This is a genomic window from Streptomyces sp. F001 (assembly GCF_004187715.1).
Lineage (GTDB): Bacteria > Actinomycetota > Actinomycetes > Streptomycetales > Streptomycetaceae > Streptomyces > Streptomyces flavusporus.
The window spans coordinates 68,148-89,130 of the sequence record NZ_QZWF01000013.1 but is presented as its reverse complement, the minus strand read 5'-3'; the positions used below and the strand labels follow the sequence as shown (position 1 = coordinate 89,130).

Annotated in this window: 18 protein-coding genes and 3 pseudogenes; 10 read left to right on the top strand and 11 right to left on the bottom strand. The window is 71.0% G+C overall.

Going from position 1 to position 20,983, the window contains the following annotated elements:
* Nucleotides 1-21: 21 nt before the first annotated feature.
* From StrepF001_RS32340 to StrepF001_RS32330, 3 genes are all read right to left on the bottom strand, one after another.
* Nucleotides 22-1,074: a LacI family DNA-binding transcriptional regulator gene (locus tag StrepF001_RS32340; RefSeq protein ID WP_129801736.1), complete on the bottom strand. Its 1,053-nt coding sequence runs from the start codon at nt 1,072-1,074 to the stop codon at nt 22-24.
* A 164-nt stretch (nt 1,075-1,238) separates the two neighbouring features.
* The gene (gene mmuM / locus StrepF001_RS32335) at nt 1,239-2,162 is read right to left on the bottom strand and encodes a homocysteine S-methyltransferase (protein WP_129801735.1); all 924 of its coding nucleotides are present in this window, start codon (nt 2,160-2,162) and stop codon (nt 1,239-1,241) included.
* A gap of 264 nt (nt 2,163-2,426) precedes the next feature.
* Nucleotides 2,427-4,463 (bottom strand): autotransporter, encoded by a 2,037-nt coding sequence (locus StrepF001_RS32330; protein WP_240797779.1) that lies wholly within the window; start codon nt 4,461-4,463, stop codon nt 2,427-2,429.
* Between the two features lie 240 nt (nt 4,464-4,703).
* Between StrepF001_RS32330 and StrepF001_RS32325 the strand changes: the two are divergent.
* The 4 genes and pseudogenes from StrepF001_RS32325 to StrepF001_RS32310 all read left to right on the top strand — a co-directional run bounded on the left by StrepF001_RS32325 (nt 4,704) and on the right by StrepF001_RS32310 (nt 10,203).
* A pseudogene (locus StrepF001_RS32325) lies at nt 4,704-5,794 on the top strand (glycoside hydrolase family 43 protein).
* Nucleotides 5,791-7,203 (top strand): RICIN domain-containing protein, encoded by a 1,413-nt coding sequence (locus tag StrepF001_RS32320; protein ID WP_129801733.1) that lies wholly within the window; start codon nt 5,791-5,793, stop codon nt 7,201-7,203. The pseudogene StrepF001_RS32325 and the gene StrepF001_RS32320 overlap by 4 nt, the downstream one beginning before the upstream one ends.
* Nucleotides 7,204-7,365: 162 nt before the next feature.
* Entirely contained in the window at nt 7,366-8,418 is a 1,053-nt protein-coding gene (locus StrepF001_RS32315; RefSeq protein ID WP_129801732.1) for a rhamnogalacturonan acetylesterase, read from the top strand.
* Nucleotides 8,419-8,482: 64 nt separating this feature from the next.
* A pseudogene (locus StrepF001_RS32310) lies at nt 8,483-10,203 on the top strand (DUF2264 domain-containing protein).
* Between the two features lie 38 nt (nt 10,204-10,241).
* On the opposite strand, the gene StrepF001_RS32305 reads toward StrepF001_RS32310, so the two are convergent.
* Nucleotides 10,242-11,558 carry a hypothetical protein gene (locus StrepF001_RS32305; RefSeq protein ID WP_129801731.1) on the bottom strand — a complete coding sequence of 439 codons (1,317 nt, stop codon included), beginning with the start codon at nt 11,556-11,558 and terminating at the stop codon, nt 10,242-10,244.
* Between the two features lie 87 nt (nt 11,559-11,645).
* Here StrepF001_RS32305 and StrepF001_RS32300 point away from each other — a divergent pair, with 87 nt between their 5' ends.
* On the top strand, nt 11,646-12,014 hold the full coding sequence (locus tag StrepF001_RS32300; RefSeq protein ID WP_129801730.1) for a VOC family protein: 369 nt from the start codon (nt 11,646-11,648) through the stop codon (nt 12,012-12,014).
* Between the two features lie 47 nt (nt 12,015-12,061).
* Here StrepF001_RS32300 and StrepF001_RS32295 read toward each other — a convergent pair whose 3' ends face one another.
* Nucleotides 12,062-13,189, bottom strand: a complete 1,128-nt coding sequence (locus tag StrepF001_RS32295) for a peptidoglycan bridge formation glycyltransferase FemA/FemB family protein (RefSeq protein WP_129801729.1) — start codon at nt 13,187-13,189, stop codon at nt 12,062-12,064.
* Between the two features lie 55 nt (nt 13,190-13,244).
* Nucleotides 13,245-13,418, bottom strand: coding sequence for an ATP-binding protein (locus StrepF001_RS45840; RefSeq protein WP_165396424.1), 174 nt, complete (start codon nt 13,416-13,418; stop codon nt 13,245-13,247).
* A 136-nt stretch (nt 13,419-13,554) separates the two neighbouring features.
* Between StrepF001_RS45840 and StrepF001_RS32290 the strand changes: the two genes are divergently transcribed.
* From StrepF001_RS32290 to StrepF001_RS32280, 3 genes are all read left to right on the top strand, one after another.
* Nucleotides 13,555-13,968, top strand: a complete 414-nt coding sequence (locus tag StrepF001_RS32290; RefSeq protein ID WP_240797785.1) for a hypothetical protein — start codon at nt 13,555-13,557, stop codon at nt 13,966-13,968.
* Nucleotides 13,965-14,759: an isocitrate lyase/phosphoenolpyruvate mutase family protein gene (locus StrepF001_RS32285; protein ID WP_129801727.1), complete on the top strand. Its 795-nt coding sequence runs from the start codon at nt 13,965-13,967 to the stop codon at nt 14,757-14,759. Before StrepF001_RS32290 ends, StrepF001_RS32285 begins: the two co-directional genes overlap by 4 nt.
* Nucleotides 14,760-14,851: 92 nt before the next feature.
* Nucleotides 14,852-15,271: an NUDIX hydrolase gene (locus StrepF001_RS32280; RefSeq protein WP_206307008.1), complete on the top strand. Its 420-nt coding sequence runs from the start codon at nt 14,852-14,854 to the stop codon at nt 15,269-15,271.
* Here the strand turns inward: StrepF001_RS32280 and StrepF001_RS32275 are convergent.
* From StrepF001_RS32275 to StrepF001_RS32265, 3 genes are all read right to left on the bottom strand, one after another.
* Nucleotides 15,258-15,983: a hypothetical protein gene (locus StrepF001_RS32275; protein WP_129801725.1), complete on the bottom strand. Its 726-nt coding sequence runs from the start codon at nt 15,981-15,983 to the stop codon at nt 15,258-15,260. The genes StrepF001_RS32280 and StrepF001_RS32275 overlap by 14 nt on opposite strands.
* Nucleotides 15,984-16,019: 36 nt before the next feature.
* On the bottom strand, nt 16,020-17,393 hold the full coding sequence (locus StrepF001_RS32270; RefSeq protein ID WP_240797778.1) for a hypothetical protein: 1,374 nt from the start codon (nt 17,391-17,393) through the stop codon (nt 16,020-16,022).
* Nucleotides 17,394-17,671: 278 nt separating this feature from the next.
* Nucleotides 17,672-18,049, bottom strand: coding sequence for a MerR family transcriptional regulator (locus StrepF001_RS32265; RefSeq protein ID WP_129801723.1), 378 nt, complete (start codon nt 18,047-18,049; stop codon nt 17,672-17,674).
* 75 nt (nt 18,050-18,124) lie between these two features.
* On the opposite strand from StrepF001_RS32265, the gene StrepF001_RS32260 reads away from it, so the two are divergent.
* Complete coding sequence (locus tag StrepF001_RS32260; RefSeq protein WP_129801722.1) at nt 18,125-18,853, top strand: SDR family oxidoreductase; 729 nt, start codon at nt 18,125-18,127, stop codon at nt 18,851-18,853.
* Between the two features lie 80 nt (nt 18,854-18,933).
* Here the strand turns inward: StrepF001_RS32260 and StrepF001_RS48585 are convergent.
* Nucleotides 18,934-19,245, bottom strand: a pseudogene (locus tag StrepF001_RS48585) (IS701 family transposase); the annotation flags it as partial.
* A 466-nt stretch (nt 19,246-19,711) separates the two neighbouring features.
* A complete protein-coding gene (locus StrepF001_RS32245) occupies nt 19,712-20,407 on the bottom strand; it encodes an SDR family NAD(P)-dependent oxidoreductase (protein WP_129801721.1) in 696 nt (231 codons plus the stop codon).
* Here StrepF001_RS32245 and StrepF001_RS49695 point away from each other — a divergent pair.
* The gene (locus StrepF001_RS49695; protein ID WP_346656973.1) at nt 20,319-20,969 is read left to right on the top strand and encodes a methyltransferase domain-containing protein; all 651 of its coding nucleotides are present in this window, start codon (nt 20,319-20,321) and stop codon (nt 20,967-20,969) included. The genes StrepF001_RS32245 and StrepF001_RS49695 overlap by 89 nt on opposite strands.
* Nucleotides 20,970-20,983 lie beyond the last annotated feature (14 nt).

Sequence of the window (20,983 nt, the reverse complement as noted above, 5' to 3'; positions counted from 1 at the left end):
GGACTACGGAGGTAGGAGGCTTCAGCTCACCGCCCGCACCGAGTCCCGCACCACGACATGCGTGCCCAGCAGCAGGTGCTCGGCCGGGGCGTCCGCGGTGTGGCCGAGGGCGGTGCGGACCGCCAGGCGGCCCAGTTCCTGGTAGGGGACGTGCACCGTCGTCAGGGCGGGGTGCAGGTCGCGGGCGAAGGGAATGTCGTCGTAACCGGCCAGCGAAACATCGCCGGGGACGTCGAGGCCCGCCTCGTGCAGGGCGGTGAGCGCGCCCGCCGCGACCATGTCGGTGGCGGCGACCACCGCGGTGAACTCCAGCCCCTCCGCGAGGGCTCGGCGCATCAGCTGGTGTCCGGAGTCGCGGGTGAAGTCGCCGTGCAGGAGCAGGGCCGGATCGGGGTCGACGCCGCGGGCGCGGTGGGCGGCGAGGTAGCCGCGTTCGCGGCCCAGCGCGGTGCTGTGGTCGGGCTTGCCGCCGAGGAAGAGGATCCGCCGGTGGCCCTGGGCCAGAACGTGCGCGACCAGGGCGTAGGCGCCGCCCTCGTTGTCGTACTCGATGACCGTGACCGGCGCCCCCGGGCCCAGTGGCGGGCGGCCGCACAGGACGAGCCGGGAACCCGCCGAGGCCAGTGAGTCGGCCATCCGGCGGGTGCGCTCGCGGTACTCCGGGGTGTCGGCGCCGCCGCCCACCAGGATCACCGCGGCGGCCCGCTGGGCGCGCATCATCTCCACGAAGTCCAGCTCGTGCTGGACGTCGCCCTCCGTGCTGCACACCAGGCACAGATGGCCGAGCCGGGTCGCCTCGCGCTCCACGCCGTGCGCCATGTGCGCGAACGACGGACCGGTGATGTCCTCCAGGACGAACGCCAGCGTGGGCGTCCCGACGCCCGCGACCGCCTTGGCGCGCGCGTCGGCGACATAGTCCAGCTCGCCCACGGCCCGCATCACACGCGTCCGGGTCGCCGAACTCACCGGGTACGCCCCGCCGAGCACGCGCGACACGGTCGACGCGGACACCCCCGCCCGCAACGCCACGTCCCGGATCGTGCTCCGGCTCGCGCTCCCACTCTTGCGCGTCATACCCCACCCCGCCCCTCGCCCCGATCCCTGCTCCCCTCCGGGAACTGCGGCAACAACGATGGAAACCGGTTCCCGGTGCGGTGAGGCTAGCAGCGCGGGGGCAGGACGAGGTGAGCGGCGGAGGAGGGGAAAGGCCAGGACGCCGACAGCCGACGAGCCGTCGGTCAGGCCGTCAGCGTGCGCGCGATGGACATGATCGCCTCCGGTCCCACCCGGCAGCACCCGCCGATCAGCCGGGCCCCGGCGGAGCGCCAGCCCTCGACCTGTTCCGGGGTGAAGGTGGAGCGGCCGCTCCAGGCGCGGGCCTCCGCGTCCCAGGTCTCGCCGCTGTTGGGGTAGACGACCACCGGCTTGCCGGTCACCCGCGCCGCCGTCTCCACCGCGGCGTCCACGTCCTCGGGGGCGCAGCAGTTCACGCCCACCGCGATCACCTCGTCCACGTCGGCGGCCAGGGCGAAGGCCTCCTGAAGCGGCTGCCCGGCGCGGGTGCGGTCGCCGGTCACGGTGTACGACAGCCAGGCCGGCACCCCGAGTCCGTGCACCGCCCGCAGCAGCGCCGTTGCCTCGTCGGCGTCGGGGACCGTTTCCAGCGCCAGGACGTCCGGCGCGGCGGCGGCCAGCACCTCCATGCGGGGCCGGTGGAAGCGCTCCAGTTCGTCGACCGTGAGCCCGTAACGGCCCCGGTACTCGGAGCCGTCCGCGAGCATCGCCCCGTACGGGCCGACGGACGCCGCCACCCACAGCGGGCGCGCGGCGCGTGCCCGGCGCGCCGCCTCGCGCGCCAACCCCACGCTCAGGCCGATGAGTTCGGCCGCCCGCTCGCGGCCGATCCCGCGCTTGCCGAAACCCTCGAAGGTGGCCTGGTAACTGGCGGTGATCGCCACGTCCGCGCCCGCCTCGAAGTAGGCGAGGTGCGCCTCGGCGATCGCCTCGGGCCGCTCGGCGAGCAGCCGCGCCGACCACAGCTCGTCGCTCAGGTCGTGCCCGGCCGACTCGAGCTGGTTGGACATGCCGCCGTCGAGCACGACCGTGCCGGCGGCGAGGGCGTCTGCGAGACCGAGCGGGGTGTCGGGGGTGTTGCTGGTCATGTCACGACGCTAAGCGCTCCGCTGGGAATGCGGTACATCACCTGCGGGTGCGTCGTGGCTGGTCGCTCCCCCACTCTCGGCTCCTCCCCCACTCTCGGCTTCGCTCGAGCGGGGGGACCCCCATGAGCGGGGGGACCCCCATCGCGGCGGAGCCGCATGTCGGTACAGCCCCGCGCCCCTTCGGGGCGCTGCGGCAGCACGTCAGGCGCCGGCCGGCCGGTGATGCCCCCTGCACACCACCGACCGGCCGACGCGGACCAGGAGTCACCCGTGGGCGGCGTGCCGTCCGCCGCGCCGTCGCCCGCGGCGGGTGCGTCGCGTCGCCGGGATCAGGAGCCCGCCCAGCAGCCCGGCGGCGAGGACGTACGGCCACCAGCCCAGCCCGGAGTCGTCGGCGGTGCTCGCGCTGCGCGTGCCCGGCGTCGGCGCGCCGGATGCCGGTGCGTGGGCCGGGGACGCCGACGGGCTCTCGGCGGCGGCGGTGAGGACGACGTCGTTGCCGTCGCCGCCCCGGTAGGTGATGCGATAGGCGGTGTCGGCGAGCTTCACCTCGGTGCCCTCGCGCAGGCCCTCGAAGGCGCCCTTCGTCGTCCCCCGGCCCTTGTTGTCGAGGACGGTGATCTCGCGGTCCGGGTCGTTCCCGGCGGCGGACAGGTCGAGGTCGCCGGCCAGTCGTACCGATCCGCCGGTCACCTTCAACGGCGTGCCACCCAGGACCAGTTGACCGTCCGAGTGCTGCGTGTAGCCCCCGGTCACCGTGAGCCCGCCCGCGACCACGCCCTCGTTGGTCACCGCCCCCTTCACGGTGCCCTTGCCGGTGAGTGTGGTCGTCACCCGCAGCCCTGAGGCACCGACGTCCAGCCGCGCGCCCGCCGACGTCAGCCGGATCGCCCTGCTGCGGGTGAGCGTGGCCCCCGAGCGCAGCGCCAGCGTGCCCTTCCTGACCGTCGTCGTGCCGGTGTACGTCACCCCGTTCCCGGCCAGCGTCGTGGTCGCCGCGCCCGACTGCACGAACGCCCCGGAGCCGCTGACCCGGGACAGCGAGACCGGCGTCGACGCGTTCCGCACCACGAGCGTGCCGTCGTTCACCACCCGGCACAGGTCGCCGTCCGTCCACAGCGAGCCGTCACCCTGCGCCGACCCCAGCCGCAGCACCGCGCCCTTCTCGACGGTGGTCGAGCCGTCGTAGTACTGCTTCGCCGCGAAGGTCACGTCGTTCCCGCGCGTTCCCGCGATGACGACGTCCCCGGCGCCGGGCGCGGCCAGGGTGTCGTGGAACCGGCCGCCGCCGATGGGGGCGCCCAGCGTCACCGGCCCGTTGTAGTCGAAGGTGAGCAGGGAACGCGACCGAGCGGCCAGCAGGTTGATGTAGACCGTCTCGGCGGTCCCCGGCATGAAGATCTTGTTCGTCGTGCCGTCGCCCCACTGGACGTTCGCGCCCTTGATGTTGGTGCCGCGCTTGTTGACGTTCTTGCGCGCGGGCGTCCAGTTCAGCGCGGGGTCGCTGAGCGAGGGGTTCGTGTCGCCGCCCTGGTCGGACCAGCTGTACCGGCCGGTGAGCACGACCTTGCTGCCGGGCCGCGACTGGACGTTGATGTCGCTGCCGTACTCGCGCTGGTAGAAGTCCATCCCCATGGTGACGGTCCGGCCGAGTGGGGTGTCCACGGTGTACGTGCCCTGGTTGAGGATCTTGCGTACGCTCGGCAGCGACGTCGCGAACTCCGGCCGTCCGGCGTTGACCTGCGTACCGTTGTCGATCACCCCGGAGAAAGGGTGGGTGCCCGACAGGTCCCAGGTGCCCCAGAGGAACCTCGGCTGGGTGATCAGCCCCGAGCCGCTGATGGTGCCCAGGTTATAGGCGCTCTTCAGGGACAGGCGCAGGGTGCCGTCGACCCGGATGTTGTCCTGGTTGAGCCGGAACGCGGGCGTGTTGTACGGGAAGTGGCCGATCAGGCCGGTCGTCCCGCCGTTGCCGTACTGGAGCGTGGCGCCGCGCTCGACGGTGATCGCCGGTGGGTCGGGGTCGGTCGTGGTGACGTACGGGTGGTTGCCGCCCTGCGTGGTCACCTTCTGCCGCTGCCGGGACTTCGGCAGGGTGAAGTCGCTGTCCTTGGTCAGAACCAGCGTCCCGCTGCCGCGCACGGTGAGCGTGCCCTCGCCGCGGAAGACGCCGTCGTATGTCGTCGTCCCGGACGGGACGGTGACGACCGTGTCGCCGGTGAGCGTCACGTCCCGGTCCGCGAGCACGTCAGGGGTGACGTCCCGGGGGCCGGCGGCCGTCGCCGGGGGAGCGGTGACCATGAGGGCGACCGTCGCGAGGGCGCCGGCGGCCGCTGCTGTCCTGTGAGTAAGGCTGCGCACGTGACCGGGGACGGGCGGAGGCTGCCGCCGATAACAGAAATTCGCGTTCCTCTTTGTCTCGCCGGACCCGTTGACCTCCTCGTAACACACCCTTACCTTTTCGGCGTTCGGAATAACAGATGTCGTACGAAATCTCGAACTAGAGAGTCGACAGGCCACCGAGACCGAGAGGCAGTCCGCATGAGCCGCGCCGACGACCTGCCCCCCACCCCCGACCGCCGACTGGTGCTGAGGCGCCGCCCTCGCCGCGGGTGCCTGGCCGCCGCACCCGCAACGGCCCTGGCAGCCACCCCACCGCGAAGCCGAAGGCAGCAGGCCCCTACGTGAACCCCCTCGTCCCCCACCGCGCCGACCCGCACATCACCCGCCACACCGACGGCTTCTACTACTTCACCGCCACCGCCCCCGAGTACGACCGCATCATCCTGCGCCGCTCCCGCACCCTGAACGGCCTCACGACCGCCGCCGAGTCCGTCATCTGGCGGGCGCACCCGACCGGCGACATGGGCGCCCACATCTGGGCGCCGGAGATGCACCGGATCGGCGGCAAGTGGTACATCTACTTCGCCGCCGCGCCCGCCGAGGACGTGTGGCAGATCCGCATCTGGGTCCTGGAGAACTCCCACCCCAACCCCTTCCGCGGCACCTGGGTCGAGAAGGGCCGGATCAAGACGGCGTGGGAGACCTTCTCCCTGGACGCGACCACCTTCACCCACCGCGGCACCCGCTACCTCGCCTGGGCCCAGCACGAGCCCGGCATGGACAACAACACCGCCCTGTGGCTGAGCAGGATGGCGAACCCCTGGACCCTGACGGGCCCCCAGGTCCGGCTCTCGACCCCCGAGTACGACTGGGAGTGCATCGGCTACAAGGTCAACGAGGGCGCGTACGTCCTCCAGCGGGGCGGCCGCGTCTTCATGACCTACTCCGCGAGCGCCACCGACCACAACTACTGCATGGGCCTGCTCACCGCCCCCGCCGACAGCGACCTCATGAACCCGGCCAACTGGTCGAAGTCCCCGACCCCGGTCTTCACCAGCAACGACACCACCAAGCAGTACGGCCCGGGCCACAACTGCTTCACGGTCGCCGAGGACGGCCGCACCGACGTCCTCGTGTACCACGCCCGCCAGTACAAGGAGATCAACGGCGATCCGCTCAACGACCCCAACCGCCACACCCGCGTCCAGACCCTCGGCTGGAAGCCGGACGGCACGCCCGACTTCGGCGTCCCCGTCGCCGACACCGCTGCGGCAGGGGGCGTGAGATGAGACGCGCGTACGCGATCCTCCTGGCGCTGTGCTGTGCGCTCGCCGGTGCCCTGGTCACCGCCGCCCCGGCGAGCGCCGCACCCCAGACCATCGCCAACGGCACCCAGTTCACGGACATGTCCGGCAACCCCGTGCACGCCCACGGCGGCGGGGTCATCAAGGTCGGCTCGTACTACTACTGGTTCGGCGAGCACCGCAACGCCGACAACACGTTCCGTTACGTGGACGCCTACCGCTCCACCGACCTGAAGAACTGGGAGTTCAGGAACCACGTCCTGGCCCAGTCCACCCACTCGGAGCTGGCCGTCGCCAACATCGAGCGGCCGAAGGTCATGTACAACGCGTCCACCGGCAAGTTCGTGATGTGGATGCACAAGGAAAACGGTTCCGACTACAGCGAGGCCCGTGCCGCCGTCGCCGTCTCGGACACGGTCGACGGCAACTACACCTGGCAGGGCAGCTTCCGCCCGCTCGGCCAGCACATGTCCCGGGACATCACGGTCTTCGTCGACACCGACGGAACCGGTTACATGGTCTCTGCCGCCCGTGAGAACTACGACCTGCACATCTACCGCCTGACCAGCGACTACACCGGCATCGCCGCCCTGGTCGCCGACCCCTGGCACGGCGGACACCGCGAGGCCCCGGCGCTGTTCAAGCGCAACGGGGTGTACTTCATGCTGACGTCGGGCGCCACCGGCTGGAGCCCCAACCAGCAGCAGTACGCGACGGCCACGAACCTCGCGGGCCCCTGGTCGGCGATGACGAACGTCGGCGACTCGACGGCGTACGGCTCCCAGACCACGTACGTCCTTCCGGTGCAGGGCAGTTCGGGCACCTCGTACCTGTACCTGGGCGACCGCTGGGGCAACTCCTTCGGCGGGACCGTCAACGACTCCCGCTACGTCTGGCTGCCGCTGACCTTCCCCACCTCGACCTCGCTGTCGATGTCCTGGTCCCCGGAGGTCACCGTCGACGCGGCGGCCGGGACGATCAGCGGGACGAGTGCCACGTACCACACGCTGATCGCCCGGCACAGCTCCAGGTGCGCCGACGTCACCGGCCAGTCGCTGTGGCAGGGCGCCCAGCTCAAGCAGTACGACTGCAACGGCGGCAACAACCAGAAGTACTGGTTCAAGTCCGTCGGAAGCGGTTACTACCAGCTGATGGTGCGCAACAGCTCCCTGTGCGTGCAGGAGAACGCGAGCACGGTCACCCAGGAGAACTGCAACGCGTCGGCCACCAGTCAGCAGTGGTCGCTCACCACCACGGGCAGCTACGTGCACGTCAGATCCCGCGCGACCGGCGAGTGCCTGGACGTGTCCGGCGCGTCCACCGCCAACTCCGCCGCGATCATCACGTACACCTGCAACGGAGGAACCAATCAGCAGTGGACGCGCGAGACATGATCCGCCTCGGGATCAGGCCGGCGGATCGATCGCGTCGATCGACGTGCCCGCGCTGAGACAGCCGGTCGCCCACGAACCGCTCACCGCAAGGGTTGGAAAGCGCTTGCTGTGAGCGGTACCGTCCAGCAGCCAGGCTTTGTCGACCTGTCGGAGGAGTCGCGCATGAGACGTTTCCACCTCGCCGTCCTGGCGGCGGTCACCCTGAGTGCCGGCCTGACGGCCGTACCGGCCCACGCAGCCCCCGAGTCGTCCTCGGGACCGGTCTCGTCACCGGTGAACTGCACCGCCACCGCCTGCCACTTCGACGTCCCGCCCGGCACGTACGACGTCCAGGTGCTCCTCGGCGGCGAGACGGCGTCCAGCACCAGCATCGGCGGCGAGACCCGGCGCGCCCTGCTCCCCGAGACGGCCGTCGCGGCCGGTGAGCGTGCCGCCCGCAGCTTCATGGTGAACGTCCGCACACCCGAGGGCGAGCCGACGGGAGCCGACGGCGTCGCCGGCCTCGACCTGGTGCTCGGCGGCACGGCCCCCGCACTCGCCGACATCCGCGTCACCCCCGCCCGGCACGTCCGGCAGATCTTCCTCGTCGGCGACTCCACCGTCTGCGACCAGCCCGGCGACCCCTACTACGGATGGGGCCAGCAGCTGCCGCAGTACCTGCGCAAGGGCACGTCCGTCGCGAACTACGCCGACTCCGGCGAAAGCACGGTCACGTATCTGGAGAACCCGAAGCTCTGGGCCACCGTCCAGCCGCAGATCCGCCGTGGCGACCTCGTGCTCGTCCAACTCGCCCACAACGACAAGACGACCGACGAGGCCACCTACCGGGCCAACCTCGAGGCCCTCGTGGACGGCGTCCGCGCGCAGGGCGGCCGCCCGGTCCTCGTCACCCCCGTCGTGCGACGCTGGTTCAACGCCGACGGCACCCTGAACAACGGCACCGCCCTCCTCGTCAACGGCCTCGGCGTCGACCACCCGGCCGTCATCCGCTCGGTCGCCGCCGACCGCGAGGCCCCACTGATCGACCTCACGGCAAAGACGAAAGCACTGGTGGAATCCCTGGGCGTCGAGGCCTCCAAGGCGCTGTACCTCTACAACGAGAAACGGGACAACACCCACACCTCGGTGCGCGGCGCCACCGCCTACGCCGAGCTGGTCCGTGATGAACTCGTCGCCCAGCGTCTGGTGCCCGCGGGCAGGGTGAGGGTGGGATGAGCCCCTGGGCCGCCCTGACCGGAACCGGGGCGGCCCAGGCCCAGCTGGAAGGAAACCGTTTCCGATGGATCTGCCCCGGGACGACCGCGCCCTCAGCCCGCACACCGGGTACACCCGCCGCCACTGGGAGGCGGCGGCCGACGCCCTGCTCGCCGCCGTGGCGCCGTACGCCACCGAGGACCATGCCCTCTACCACTTCCCCGGTGATCGTGAGAGCTGGTCGGGCCGCCTCTCCGACGGACTGGAGGGGTACGCCCGTACGCTGCTCCTCGCGGCCTTCCGCAGGGACGAGACCGCGCTCGAGCGGTACGCCGACGGCCTCGCCTCCGGAGTGGACGGCGTCTGGCCCCGCATCGAGGACCGCAGCCAGCCGCTCGTCGAGGCGGCCTCCGTCGCCCTCGCGCTACGGCTGACCAGGCCGCTGCTGTGGGACCGCCTGGACGACGGCGTACGACAGCGGGCGGCGGCCTGGCTCGGCGACGCGCTGACCGCCGAGGCCTGGCCCTGCAACTGGGAGCTGTTCCCGGTCACGGTCGCCGGTTTCCTCCAGGAGATCGGCCACGAGCCGGAGGCGTCCGGGAAGGCGATCGAGCGGGGGCTGGAGCGGATCGAGCAGTGGTACGTCGGAGACGGCTGGTACACCGACGGCGACGGCCGCAAGTTCGACTACTACAACGGCTGGGCGATGCACCTGTATCCGGTGCTGCACGCATGGCTGGCGGATGACACCCGACTGCTGGACCTGTACGGCGGCCGGCTCTCCCGCCACCTCGACGACTACGCCCGCCTGTTCGGAGGCGACGGTGCCCCGATGCACCAGGGCCGTTCTCTGACGTACCGCTTCGCGACCACGGCCCCGCTGTGGCTGGGCGCGCTGACGGGCCACACGCCGCTGGCACCGGGGGAGACGCGGCGGCTGGCTTCCGGGGCGCTGCGGTACTTCCTGGAGCGGGGCGCGGTGGACGGACGGGGCCTGCTGACGCTGGGCTGGCACGGCCCCAACTCCACCGTACTGCAAGGCTATTCGGGCCCCGCGTCCCCGTACTGGGCCAGCAAGGGCTTCCTCGGCCTGCTGCTGCCGCCCGACCACGAGGTGTGGACGGCGGCCGAGGAACCGGCCCCGGCGGAGCGCGCGGACGCGGTCACTCCGATCGCCGCCCCCAACTGGCTGCTCCAGTCCACACGTTCGGACGGCGTCGTCCGCCTCCACAACCACGGCAGCGAGGACGTCCGCTACGACCCGTACTACACGCGACTCGCGTACTCGACGGTGACGGAGCCCTCGGCGTCGTACGAGGGGGCGTACGACAACAGCGTGATCGTCGGCGACGATCCGAGCCGGACGGACATCGTGCCGTTGGGGGTCGGGGAGGCTGGGCGGCGTCCCGGCACACAGTCGGGGACGGGGTACGGGTGACCAGCGTGGTGCTCGCGCACGGGGCCGCCGAGGTGCGGGCGCATCTGGTGACGGGCGCCGATCCCGGCACGACGGTGCGGGTCACCGGGTGGGCGACGGGGGACGGTGTGCGCGCCGAACTGCTGCCTGTCCTGGGGCTGACCGGCTCCCTCGCGGGCGTCACCGGTGACGATGGCGGCACCCTCTTCGTCGCCCTGGCACGGCTCACCGGTGAACCGGATCCCGTGCCGCTGGAGGAGACGGTGACTGTGCACAGGACGGGGGCGGGGGAGCTGAGGGTGCGGTGGAGCGGCGAATCCGAGGTGCGGGTTCGGCTGGACGGCTCCGGGGTGGAAGTGGTCCCGGGGCCAGGGACCGGAACAGCGTGATCGCCGAGGCGTTCGCCGGCTCCACCGGCAGGGGCCCCTCACGGAGTGAGTCGGGCGATCCTCAGCTTCGTCGAGGACGGGGACGCGCCCGTGAGCGCGGTCGCGTACGACGGTGTGACCGGGGCGTACGCCCACGTCAGCGTCCCGTCCTTCTGGACCGCGATATCGCCCGTGATCCGCGCGTTCACCACCTTGTCCGCGCTCTGGAACTTTCCGTTCCAGTCGATGAGCCTGAGGTGCGTGCCCGTGAAGGTGCTCGTGCAGGTGCCGCTCGTGCACTTGGCGTTCTTCAAGGACTCCCAGGACAGCAGGAGACGGTCCTTGCCGTACGGGGCGATGCGCACGTTGACGTGTTCGGTGCCCTTCGCGCTGGTGAGGTACATCGCCTTGCCGGGGCCGGAGTTACGGTTCTTCAGGAAGGCCACGGCTACCTGGTGGGTGCTCGTCCTCGGCTTGGCCGTCCAGCCGCGACCGCTCGCGTCGTCCGGGTTCTTCTTGGCGGACGCGGCGCCGCGGGAGGCGAAGGCGGTCGCGTAGCGGCCGGTGGAGGACTTGACGAGATCGCCGGTACGGCCGGCGAACGTCCCGCCGCAGTACCCCGCCCAGCACTGCTCACGCTGCACGACCGGCGCGGTGTCGGGCGCGCCGATCCCCGTCGACACGAACAGACCCGAACGCCAGTCGTCGAAACAGAGGGAGGTGAACGCGCCGGAGGACTCGGCGTGCAGGGCGATGCCCTCGTTGTGACTGCACCCCCAGCTCCAGCCGCCGCTGAGCTTCGCGCCCATGGCGCTGACGTAGGCCAACTTGTCGCCGTAGTGTCCGTCGGCGAAGCCTCCGGCGCCGTGCACGACGAAGTACGCGCCGTACTTCTTGCCGTTCCAGGTGAGCTGACCGTCGAGCAGCGGGGCCGTGTCGTTGGTGGAGGTGCCGGTGAGCTTGGTGGTCCAGGTCTTCTTCCCGCCCGTGTAGCGGACGATCGCGGCCGCCGTCTCCTTCCACTTGTTGCTGTCGGAGACCCGGGTGAGCAGCGCGAAGCCGTCGTTGTGCGCGACCAGCCCGCCGACCTCCTTGGCCCCCTTGACGACCGTGTCCGCGCCCGAGCGCTTCCCGGCGGAGGTGAGCGGGGTGACATGGATGCCGTCCGAGGCGGGCCAGGCCACGCGCAGGGTGCCGTTCGGGGCCACTGCGGTCGCCGTCCGGGTCCACTCGCGGGTGTTGTTGTAACCCGCTGACAGGTAAGGGAACTTGGCCGGCAGGCTCACGGCGGTGCTGGTCACGGCGAGACCGCCGATCAGGGGCTTGCGGGCACCCCGGATACGGCGGTGACGTGTGGTGCGTCGTGCTGAAGTCATGCCTTCCTGTCGCCGCCGGAGGAGGGAAGGTTGCCTTCCGCGTTTCCTCGTTGCCGTGATCGACGGGCGTGCACCACAATCCCCAGCATGACCTCCGCCATCCGGCACGTCACGATCGACTGCCGCGACCCTTACACCCTCGCGGGCTTCTGGTCCCAGGTCCTGGACCTCCCCCTGCACGAGGACGACAAGCCGGGCGACGAGTATGCGCTGATCGAGGGCGCCGGCCTGCTCTTCATTGCCGTTCCGGAGGCCAAGACCGTCAAGAACCGCGTGCACCTCGACATCCAGCCGCAGGACCGCACCCGTGACGAGGAGGTCGACCGCATCCTCGCCCTCGGCGCCACGCTCCTCGACGACCGCCGCAACCCCGACGGCACGGGCTGGGCCGTCCTCGCCGACCCGGAGGGCAACGAGTTCTGCGTGGAGCGCAGCGCGGCGGAACGCGGGGACTGAACCGGAGCGGCCAGGATCGGCGTCGACGACGGCCGCTGCGGCCAGGGTCACCTGCGTCCGAGGTAGACCCCCAACGCCCGCTGCAGCACCTTGCCCTGGCTGCCCACCGGTAGTTCCCACTCCCCGAGGTACTCCACGGCCCGGCCGCCGGTCCCTGTCTTGAAGCGGAGTCGGCCGAGCAGGCGGTCCTCGGTGAGAGCGGGGGTGATGGCGCGCAGATCGTACGTCTCGGCGCCCGCCGCCCGTGCGTCACACAGCATGCGCCACAACAGCGCGCTGCTGGGCCGCAGTTGGCGCCCTCGGCGGCCGGATGCGGCGTACGAGTGCCAGACTCGGGAGCCGACGTTGATCATGAGGGCCGCGGAGAGCACCTCTCCGTCGTACCGGGCGAGGTAGAGGCTGAGCCGGTCGTCGTCCTCGGCGTTCAGGGCCTTCCACATGCGCAGGAAGTAGTCCAACGGGCGGGCCTTGAAACCGTCGTGGGCGGCGGTCGCGGTGTACAGGCGGTGGAACTCGGGCAGGTCGGAGGCCGAGCCCCACGACACTCGGACGCCTGCCGTCTCGGCCGTGCGCAAGGACTGTTCCCAATGCGGTGCGAGGGCGCCGCGAAGGTCGTCCACCGAGCGCCCCGCCAACGGGATCTCGCAGCCGTAGCGCGGCTGGCCGAGGCCGAAACCGCTCCCGTCGTCCTCCTCGCACCGCCGCCAGCCGAGCCGTTGCAGCCGCTCCGCGACGTCGAACGCGTATCCGTCGATGCCGGCCGCGGGCAGATCGTGCAGATGACGTACGTCGGGGTCGGCGATGCCGGCCGCCACGGTGGCCGCGTCCCAGTGACGTACGACCAGGGGCGGCCCGATCCGCACCGAGAACGCCCCGATCCGCTTCAGGTGGGCGACGAGCGGGTCCAGCCACCGCTCCAGACGAGGGGTCCGCCAGTCGATCGCGGGTCCGTCGGGAAGGTACGCGAGGAAGCGCCGCGTCCCGGGCAGCGGCCGGTACAGGACCAGCGCCGTCGCGATCATCTCCCCGTCCTCGAACCAGCCGACGCTCTCCGGCAGCCAGTCGGGCTTCACATCGCCCCACTCGGGGATCTGGAGATGGCTCGCATCGGGATACAGCCGTAGGTGGGCCAGATGTTCCTGGCGCGGTATCTCCCGCACATACAGGCTGGTCATCAGTAGGGTGCTCCTGTTCGGGGCGGCCACCCCAAGTCCGGGATCACCGGACGGGTCAAGAGTTCACGGCAGTGAACTGCGCCCACACCTGCTTGCCGCCGTTCCTGGGCGTGACGCCCCACACGTCCGCCACAGGCGCGATCAGGAAGATGCCCCGCCCGCTCTCCGCATCCCAGTCGGGCTCGGTGTACCGGACCGGCAGTCCAGGTGAACGGTGGCCGACGGGCACTCGAACTCCGCCTTAAGGCAGACCTGATCCGCCGGACAGGCCCTGGCACGCTTCGGCCGGCGCCGAAGTGATGTGCGCCTAGCGTGCCGGTGTGACCGAAAACCCGCAGGAAACCCCCGCACAGGCCGTCACCGGCATGGTCGACCACGTCCTCTCCCTCGCCGCCACCTGGACCGACTGGGACGGCAAGCCCGCGCACGTCGACGATCGGGTCTACACCCCGCACAAGGCGATCCGCCGTGTCGCCGATCACCTCGTCGATCACCTCGCCGAACTGGAGGCGAGGCTCGTGGGCGAGCCCCCGCAGCCCGACCACTGGCACGCGTCCGCGAGCACCACCGAGGCGGACTTCGCGCCGTTCACCCAGGAGGACCTCGACGAGGCCCGCAGCCGCCTCACCCGGCTCGCCCGGATCTGGGCGAACCGGCTCGATGTCCTCACCGAGGATCAGCTCGACCACTCGCCCGGTGAGGGCTGGACCTTCCGCGAACTCGCCCTGCACCTCAAGGAATCCACGTACTACGCCGACGCGATCGGTGATCTGTCGTGACCGCGCTCGCCGACCTGCATCACGCCGACGAGCCCCTTCTGCTGCCCAATGCCTGGGACCACGCCTCGGCCGCAGCCCTGGCCGCCGCGGGGTTTCGTGCGATCGGGACGACCAGCCTGGGTGTCGCCGCGGCCGCCGGTGTGCCCGACGGCGCGTCGGCGATCCGCGACGAGACCCTCCGGCTCGCTCTCGCTCTCGGGACGGAGCCGTTTCTGCTCTCCGTCGACGCGGAGAGCGGTTTCAGTGATGACCCGGAGGAGGTGGCGGAGTTCGCACGGGAACTGGCGGCCGTCGGGGCCGTCGGTATCAACCTGGAGGACGGGCTCGGGCCAGTCACCCGTCATGCCGCGAAGATCGCCGCCGTCAAGTCGGCCGTCCCCGGCCTCTTCGTCAACGCCCGCACCGACACCTACTGGACCGGCGACGGCGACCGAAGAGAAACGCTCGCCCGCCTCGACACCTACCAGCAGGCGGGAGCCGACGGCGTGTTCGTCCCCGGCCTCACCGACCCCGCCGAGATCACCACCCTCGTACGGCACCTCGACGTCCCCCTCAACATCCTCTACTCACCCACCGGTCCCTCCGTCGCCCACCTCACGGACCTCGGCGTGCGCCGCGTCAGCCTCGGTTCCCTGCTGTACCGGCGCTCCCTGGGCGCTGCCCTGGAGATGCTCGCCGACATCCGGGTGGGCCGACCGCCGCACGGCACCGTGCCGACGTACGCCGACGTCCAGGCGTTCGGTGGCAGTAACCCGGCCGGGCAGAGTGAGACCGGCTGCACAGCCTCGTAGCGGGCGGACTGGTAGAGTTGAGGTTTTCATGGGTATCAGACCCTTTGGACTCAACTCCGGCTGCTGACCCAGGGACCGAGGAAGCTATGGCCATGGACATCCCCGGCGAGATGCGACTGGCGGCCGCCGTCGTGGTGGACAAGCGGGGGCGGGTGCTCCTGGTGCGGCGTAGTGAGACGGAGCGGTTCCTGCCGCGGGTGTGGGGCGTGCCGTGCGGGAAGCTGGAGCCGGACGAGAGTGCGGCGGACGGCGCGCTGCGCGAGCTGAAGGAGGAGACCGGGCTGCGCGGCGAGATCGTGCGCAAGGTCGGCGAGTCGTCCTTCGTCAGTGACTACCGGGGCCACGAGGTCAAGAGCTGGCAGGAGAACTTCCTGGTCCGCCCGCTGTCCCTGGACGTGACCCTGCCGAAGCCGGACCAGGCCTACGCCTGGCTCCGGCCCGCCGAACTGACGAGCGTCGCCATCGACGACTACAACCTCGACGTCGTACGACAGGCCCTCACGAGCTTCTGAGCAGCTCGGCGAGCCCGCTCAGCGCCGCCAGGTAGTCCGGTACGTCCAGCGGGACCTTGGCGACCGCCCCGGGATGCGGGCCCGCGGCCGTGAACACGTCGGTGTGCGGGCGCCGTCCGCTGCCCGTCTCCAGGAACAGCGTCACCGTCGGTACGTCCGTGTCGCACCAGGCCCGGTGCAGGGTGTGCGCCGGCAGGGCGTAGGCGCTGCCCGCCGCGTACTGGCCCGTGTGCGTCAGCCGCAGCCGAGCCGGACCCGTCGGCTCCAGCCGCCAGTCGGCCGACCGCTCCGCCAGGGACTCCTGGTAGCGCGCGGCCTCGATCCCGCCGTCGTCCCCCACTTCGTACAGCTCCATCGCGAGCCGGCCGCGGACGACGTAGGAGGCCAGCGGTGAGCGGTGGTTGTGGATGTCCTCCTTGCCGATCGCGCCCGCGCCCGGATGCCACACATGTACGCGCAGCATGTGGCGGGGGCCGCCGTCGATCAGCAGCAACTTGTCGAAACCGAGTACGTGTCGGTACGACAGCCGGGCACAGCCCTCGGGATCACCCTCCTCGGAGGCGAGTTCGTCGATCAGCTCCAGCAGGCGGTCGGGTGAGCCCAGTTCGGCGATCACGGAGCGGGCCGCCATCACCTGTTCGTGCTCGGGCAGTTCACCGTCGAGCGCCCTGGCCAGCAGTCGCCGAGCCGCGCGGACGTGGTGACCACCCATGCATCATCCCCCAACTCCCGCCCCTGCCGGACGGGTTCAGTGATCCGGTTGAACCGGCTGATACATCCATACGGCATGGGCGCGCAGTGCGCAAAGACCTTGATAGGTCATCCAGATCGGCTTGCGCAGGTCCGTGCCGTCGCCGCGCTCCCAGGTCCAGATGCCGTCGGTCTGCCCGGCCCACACCGCGGCGACCGCGCCGTCCAGCCGCTCCCGCCACTCCGCCTCCAGCCCGTCCTCCTCGGCGATCCGCCGGGCTGCCGGGGTCAGCAGGGCGCGGGCAACCCAGGAGGACGTGAAGTGCCGTACGTTCAGCACCTCGTGGCGCGCGGGTTCGTCGGTGCGCGGGCGCCGTACCTCCTCCCTGAGGTTCTCCAGGTCGAGGCAGCCGTGGTGGGGTGCGTCCGGGCAGGCCAGCAGCCAGCGGACCCCGTCCTCCCGGGCGGCGCGGGCGCCCGCGGACTCGCCGAGGACACGGGCGGTCCGGTCGAGGGCGACCACGGCCTGCGCGGTGTGCAGCGGGGACGGCGGGCCGTGCGGCGGGTCCAGCCGGTAGCCCCAGCAGCGCAGGTGCGCGCGGCCCGGGTCGCTGATGGCGCCGTCGACGATCGCCTCGCGCAGCCGGGGCAGTACGGCGGAGGCGGGCGCGGCGCGCAGCAGCCCGCGCAGCACGGTCGTCACGACATGCGTCGACTCCCGTCCGGCGCGGTCGAGTTCCGGCGTGAACGCGGCCGTGCAGCGGGCCACCTCCGTGGCCAGCCGCTCCCGGGACGCCCCGGCCCGGGCCAGCGCGCCCAGCACCAGCGCGGTGACCTCAGGGCGGGCCTCGGCCCCCTGCGACCGCGCCGACCAGCCGCCGTCCGGCAGCCGCAGCCGCCACAGCGTGTCCACCAGGTCGCCCGTGCTCAGCTGCCCGTCGGGCACGCCCAGGTCGAGCATGATGTGCAGGCCGTAAGCGGTTCCCACCGGGGTCGGCCGCGAGGGGCTCTCGCCGAGCGAGTGCGGCCAGCCGGTGAGCAGCCCGACGCCGGGGTCGTCGACGACGGTGACCTGGCCGACGAGGGTCTCGTACGCGGCGTTGAACACCCCGGGAAGCGGACCGGGCTCTTGCGGCCGGGCTCCGGCCGTCGGGGCCGGCGGCATGGCGGCCGACCGTGCCCGCGCCCGCAGCAGCGCCGCCGCCAGCCAGGCGGCCACGCCCGTGCCGAGCCCGCTGATGCCGGCGATGAGGTACTTGGCGGGCTCGCCGTCGAGGGAGGAGGGCAGCACCTGGAAGAGGAACTGGAACACCGCGTACCCGGCAGCCGCGCAGCCCAGGCTGCCGAGCCAGCCGACGAAACGCGCCGACGGCGAGCCGCCGTCGTCCGGACCGCCGGGCGGTGCGGGGTCCGGACGGCCGGTGGTTCTCACGGGACCGCGTCCCAGCTGTTGGCTCACAGCGCGATCCCTCCCCCGCGGCAGCATGTGACGACTGTGAAGTTTCCAGTCTATGGATTCGTCCCCGACTCCTCGTTCGTACCGCTGTTTTCGTCCTCCCACACGCCTACTGACCTGTCTCTGCGAAGTTGAGGCAGTCCCGGCCTTCGTGAGGCATCGGCCCGCACGTCTCGCTCAATCTCGGGCATCTCGTGTGACGTCTCGATCAATCCGAGGTGCTGGCCTCGTCCGCCCCTCTACGGTCGTCCCACCTACGGGTGCGTGTCCGTGATCGCGATGACCTCGTCGAGGCGGTCCAGGGCGGCCTGCAGGTCGTCGACCTTGGCCTGGATGCGGTCGCGCTCGGCGCGCAGCATGGCTCGTTGCTCGGCGTCGGTGTGTCCGGAGTCCCAGCACGGAAGGAGTTCCGCGATCCTTCGGCTGGTCAGGCCGGCGGCGAACATCTGCTGGAAGAAGCGCACCAGGGTGACGGCGTCCTGCCGGTAGAGGCGCTGGCCGGATGGGCTGCGCTCCGCGATGAGCAGCCCCTGCTGCTCGTAGTAGCGCACGGCGCGCACCGAGACACCGGCGCCCCGCGCCACCTCGCCGATGCGGACGAGCCGATCGGCCGCGGCCTCCGTGACGGTCATGGTGATTCCTCTCACCCCGGTCCTGACGACCAGCACTTGCCTCTGACGTCAACGTCAGGTTTTAGCGTACTGGACATGGATATCAACAACTCAGTTGCCCTTGTCACCGGAGCCAACCGCGGCCTGGGCCGTGCCTTCGCCCAGCGCCTGCTCGAACGGGGCGCCCGCAAGGTCTACGCGACGGCCCGCCGACCGGAGACCGTGGACCTGCCCGGGGTCGAGGCGCTGCCCCTCGACATCGCCGATCCCGCATCCGTGAGGGCCGCCGCCGAGGCCGCCCCGGACGTCTCGCTGCTCGTCAACAACGCGGGGATCCAGACGGGGACCGACCTGGTGACCGGTTCGCTGGACGCGGTGCGACACGAGATGGAGACCAACGTGTTCGGCCACCTGGGAATGATCCGGGAGTTCGCGCCGGCGCTCGCCAGGAACGGCGGGGGCGCGATCGTCAACGTCCTCTCCGCCATGTCGTGGTTCGGGGGCAAGGGCGCAGGCGCCTACCACCTGACCAAGGCCGCCGCCTGGGCCATGACCAACGGCGTCCGCCTGGAGCTCGCCGAGCAGGGCACGCTCGTGACGGCGGTGCACCTCGGCCTGGCCGACACCGACATGGCCGCGGGCTGGCCCGTGGACAAGATCGCGCCGTCGGACCTGGCCGACGCGGCGCTCGACGGTGTCGAGGCGGGCTCCGCCGAGGTCCTCGCCGACCAGTGGAGTCGGGACGTCAAGTCCCGGCTGCCGCTGACGCCGGAAGAGTTCAACGCCGCGATGGACCGCGCCCTGGCGGCACTAACGGCGGCCTGAGGGGCCCCTCGGGCCGCGCTGACTTCGGTCGGTTGCTTCTGAGGTCGGTCAATTAATACTCCATCCGCAGTTGTGGATCTTCATGTTGTGGCCTCGCGTCGGCGGCAGTGGCAGTCGCGGGCGCGGGCCTGGTGTCGGCGACGCCATAAGGACCAGCGCAGGCGATGGTCGCGCTGGCCGTTCGGGGATGCGGCGGGCAGGGCGAATAGTCGCTGTATTTCGTTGCAGGTGAGGGCGATGAGTCCGGTGGGGGCGGGGTGTTCGCGGTGCTCGTCGGCGCGGATGACGGCCAGGAAGGCGTGGGCGAGCATCGCGAGGGTCACCCAGCGCAGCCAGGGGGTGTGGCGGTGGACCTGGTGCTCGTCCAGGCCGGCGAGGCCCTTGCCGGCCTGCTCGCCTTCTGGTCGTTGATACACGTCCCCGACGATGCCGTGCCCACGGTCTTCAGCCACTTCTACCGGGTGCTACGCCCTGGCGGACCACTGCTGCTCGGCTTCCATGTCGGTGACGAGTCGAGGCTGAAGACGCAGGGCTACGGTGGTCACCCGATGAACGTTTACGTCCACCGCCGCCAGCCTGACCAAGTGACGACCTGGCTACACGATGCTGGCTTCACGGTCGAGGCCCACATGCTCCTCGACCTCGACGAGAGCGCTCCAGGGGCGATCCTCTTCGCACACCGTCAGCCCTAGCTCAGCCAGCAGTCCGTGTTGATACGGAACGCGACCGGCTCGCCGCCGCACCGACCACATCCGGGGCGGGGGACGACCCCGAGGGGCCGGATCGCGACCTACTGCCTTGCAGCCGCACTCCGGCCGTCCTCGTCCGTGCCGGGCACGCCCCGGATTCAGAGGTGGATCACCAGGCCATCTCACCGTGACGGTCCCGGAAGGTCCCGGTCGGCCCGTCCACCCCGATGGTGGCGAGTTCGACGATCGCGTCGGTCCCCTCGGTCACCGTCTGCGGGCCGCTGTGCCCGTTGAAGTCGGTCGCGGTGTAGCCCGGGTCGGCCGCGTTCACCTTCACCTCCGGCCAGGACTTCGCGTACTGCGTGGTCAGCATGGTCACGGCAGCCTTCGATGCCGTGTAGAGCGGCGCGAGGTTCCTCGACTCGACGCGCTCGGCGTCGTGGGTGGCCGCGAACGACCCCATGCCGCTGGAGACATTGACGATGACCGGGCTCGCGGACTTGCGCAGCAGAGGCAGGAACGCGTGCGTCACCCGGACGATCCCCACGACGTTGACCTCGAACACCGCGGACGCGTCCGCGGCCGTGATCTGGTCGGCGGGGCTGTGCGTCCCGAAGACACCGGCGTTGTTGATCAGGACGTCGATGCCGCCCTCGCGAGCCGCGATGTCGGCGGCGGCCGCAGCCACCGACGCGTCATCCGTCACATCGATCTGGACGAAACGGGCACCGAGTGCGTCGGCGGCCGCCTGACCGCGCTCTGGATCACGAGCGCCGATGAGGACGGTGTGGCCGGCCTCGATCAAGCGGCGGGCGGTCTCATACCCGAGGGACTTGTTGGCTCCGGTGATGAATGTTGTAGTCATGCGTCCACTCTCGGCCCGTGACGAGAGGACAACCAGTGCCCTCTGCGACGGTAGGACTGCCAGTACCAGGCACAACGGCTGCACGGCGGACACAATGGTCGGGTGGACGAGACCCTTGGCACGGCATTGCGCCGCGGGCACGACCGGCTTTCTCCCCTTCTTGGGGGTGCGAGGGTGGTACCGGCTTTCCTACCGTCGACGCGTCTCTGGTTCGCGTCCCACGCAGGGACGGATCCTGCGTTCCTCGACGGATCGGTTCCTGCGCCTGGGCGGTCTGAGGCCCGGCATGTCCGTCCTGGACCTCGGTTCAGGGATGGGTGATGTCTCCATGCTGGCCGCCGGGATCGTGGGGCCGCGCGGCCGGGTCCTGGGCATCGACCGCGATCCTGCGGCCACGGAGAAGGCCCGCCGCAGGGCACGGAACGAAGCCTTCGACGGAAGCCTCGACTTCGAGGTCACCGAACTCGACGACTTCGACACCACGGAGCGCTTCGATGCCGTGGTGGGCCGCTACGTCCTGCTGTACCAGAAGGACCCCGCCGACAAGCCCACGGAATCGTGACGGAAAGCCTCAGG

Coding starts and splice junctions, on each gene's coding strand:
- StrepF001_RS32315 (WP_129801732.1), top strand. CDS start 7,366: ATGAGACGTTTCCACCTCGCCGTCCTGGCGGCGGTCACCCTGAGTGCC.
- StrepF001_RS32330 (WP_240797779.1), bottom strand. CDS start 4,463: ATGGTCACCGCTCCCCCGGCGACGGCCGCCGGCCCCCGGGACGTCACC.
- StrepF001_RS32340 (WP_129801736.1), bottom strand. CDS start 1,074: ATGACGCGCAAGAGTGGGAGCGCGAGCCGGAGCACGATCCGGGACGTG.
- StrepF001_RS32305 (WP_129801731.1), bottom strand. CDS start 11,558: ATGACTTCAGCACGACGCACCACACGTCACCGCCGTATCCGGGGTGCC.
- StrepF001_RS32245 (WP_129801721.1), bottom strand. CDS start 20,407: ATGACTACAACATTCATCACCGGAGCCAACAAGTCCCTCGGGTATGAG.
- StrepF001_RS32300 (WP_129801730.1), top strand. CDS start 11,646: ATGACCTCCGCCATCCGGCACGTCACGATCGACTGCCGCGACCCTTAC.
- StrepF001_RS32290 (WP_240797785.1), top strand. CDS start 13,555: ATGGTCGACCACGTCCTCTCCCTCGCCGCCACCTGGACCGACTGGGAC.
- StrepF001_RS32295 (WP_129801729.1), bottom strand. CDS start 13,189: ATGACCAGCCTGTATGTGCGGGAGATACCGCGCCAGGAACATCTGGCC.
- StrepF001_RS32280 (WP_206307008.1), top strand. CDS start 14,852: ATGGACATCCCCGGCGAGATGCGACTGGCGGCCGCCGTCGTGGTGGAC.
- mmuM (WP_129801735.1), bottom strand. CDS start 2,162: ATGACCAGCAACACCCCCGACACCCCGCTCGGTCTCGCAGACGCCCTC.
- StrepF001_RS49695 (WP_346656973.1), top strand. CDS start 20,319: ATGAGGACGGTGTGGCCGGCCTCGATCAAGCGGCGGGCGGTCTCATAC.
- StrepF001_RS32265 (WP_129801723.1), bottom strand. CDS start 18,049: ATGACCGTCACGGAGGCCGCGGCCGATCGGCTCGTCCGCATCGGCGAG.
- StrepF001_RS32260 (WP_129801722.1), top strand. CDS start 18,125: ATGGATATCAACAACTCAGTTGCCCTTGTCACCGGAGCCAACCGCGGC.
- StrepF001_RS32320 (WP_129801733.1), top strand. CDS start 5,791: ATGAGACGCGCGTACGCGATCCTCCTGGCGCTGTGCTGTGCGCTCGCC.
- StrepF001_RS32275 (WP_129801725.1), bottom strand. CDS start 15,983: ATGGGTGGTCACCACGTCCGCGCGGCTCGGCGACTGCTGGCCAGGGCG.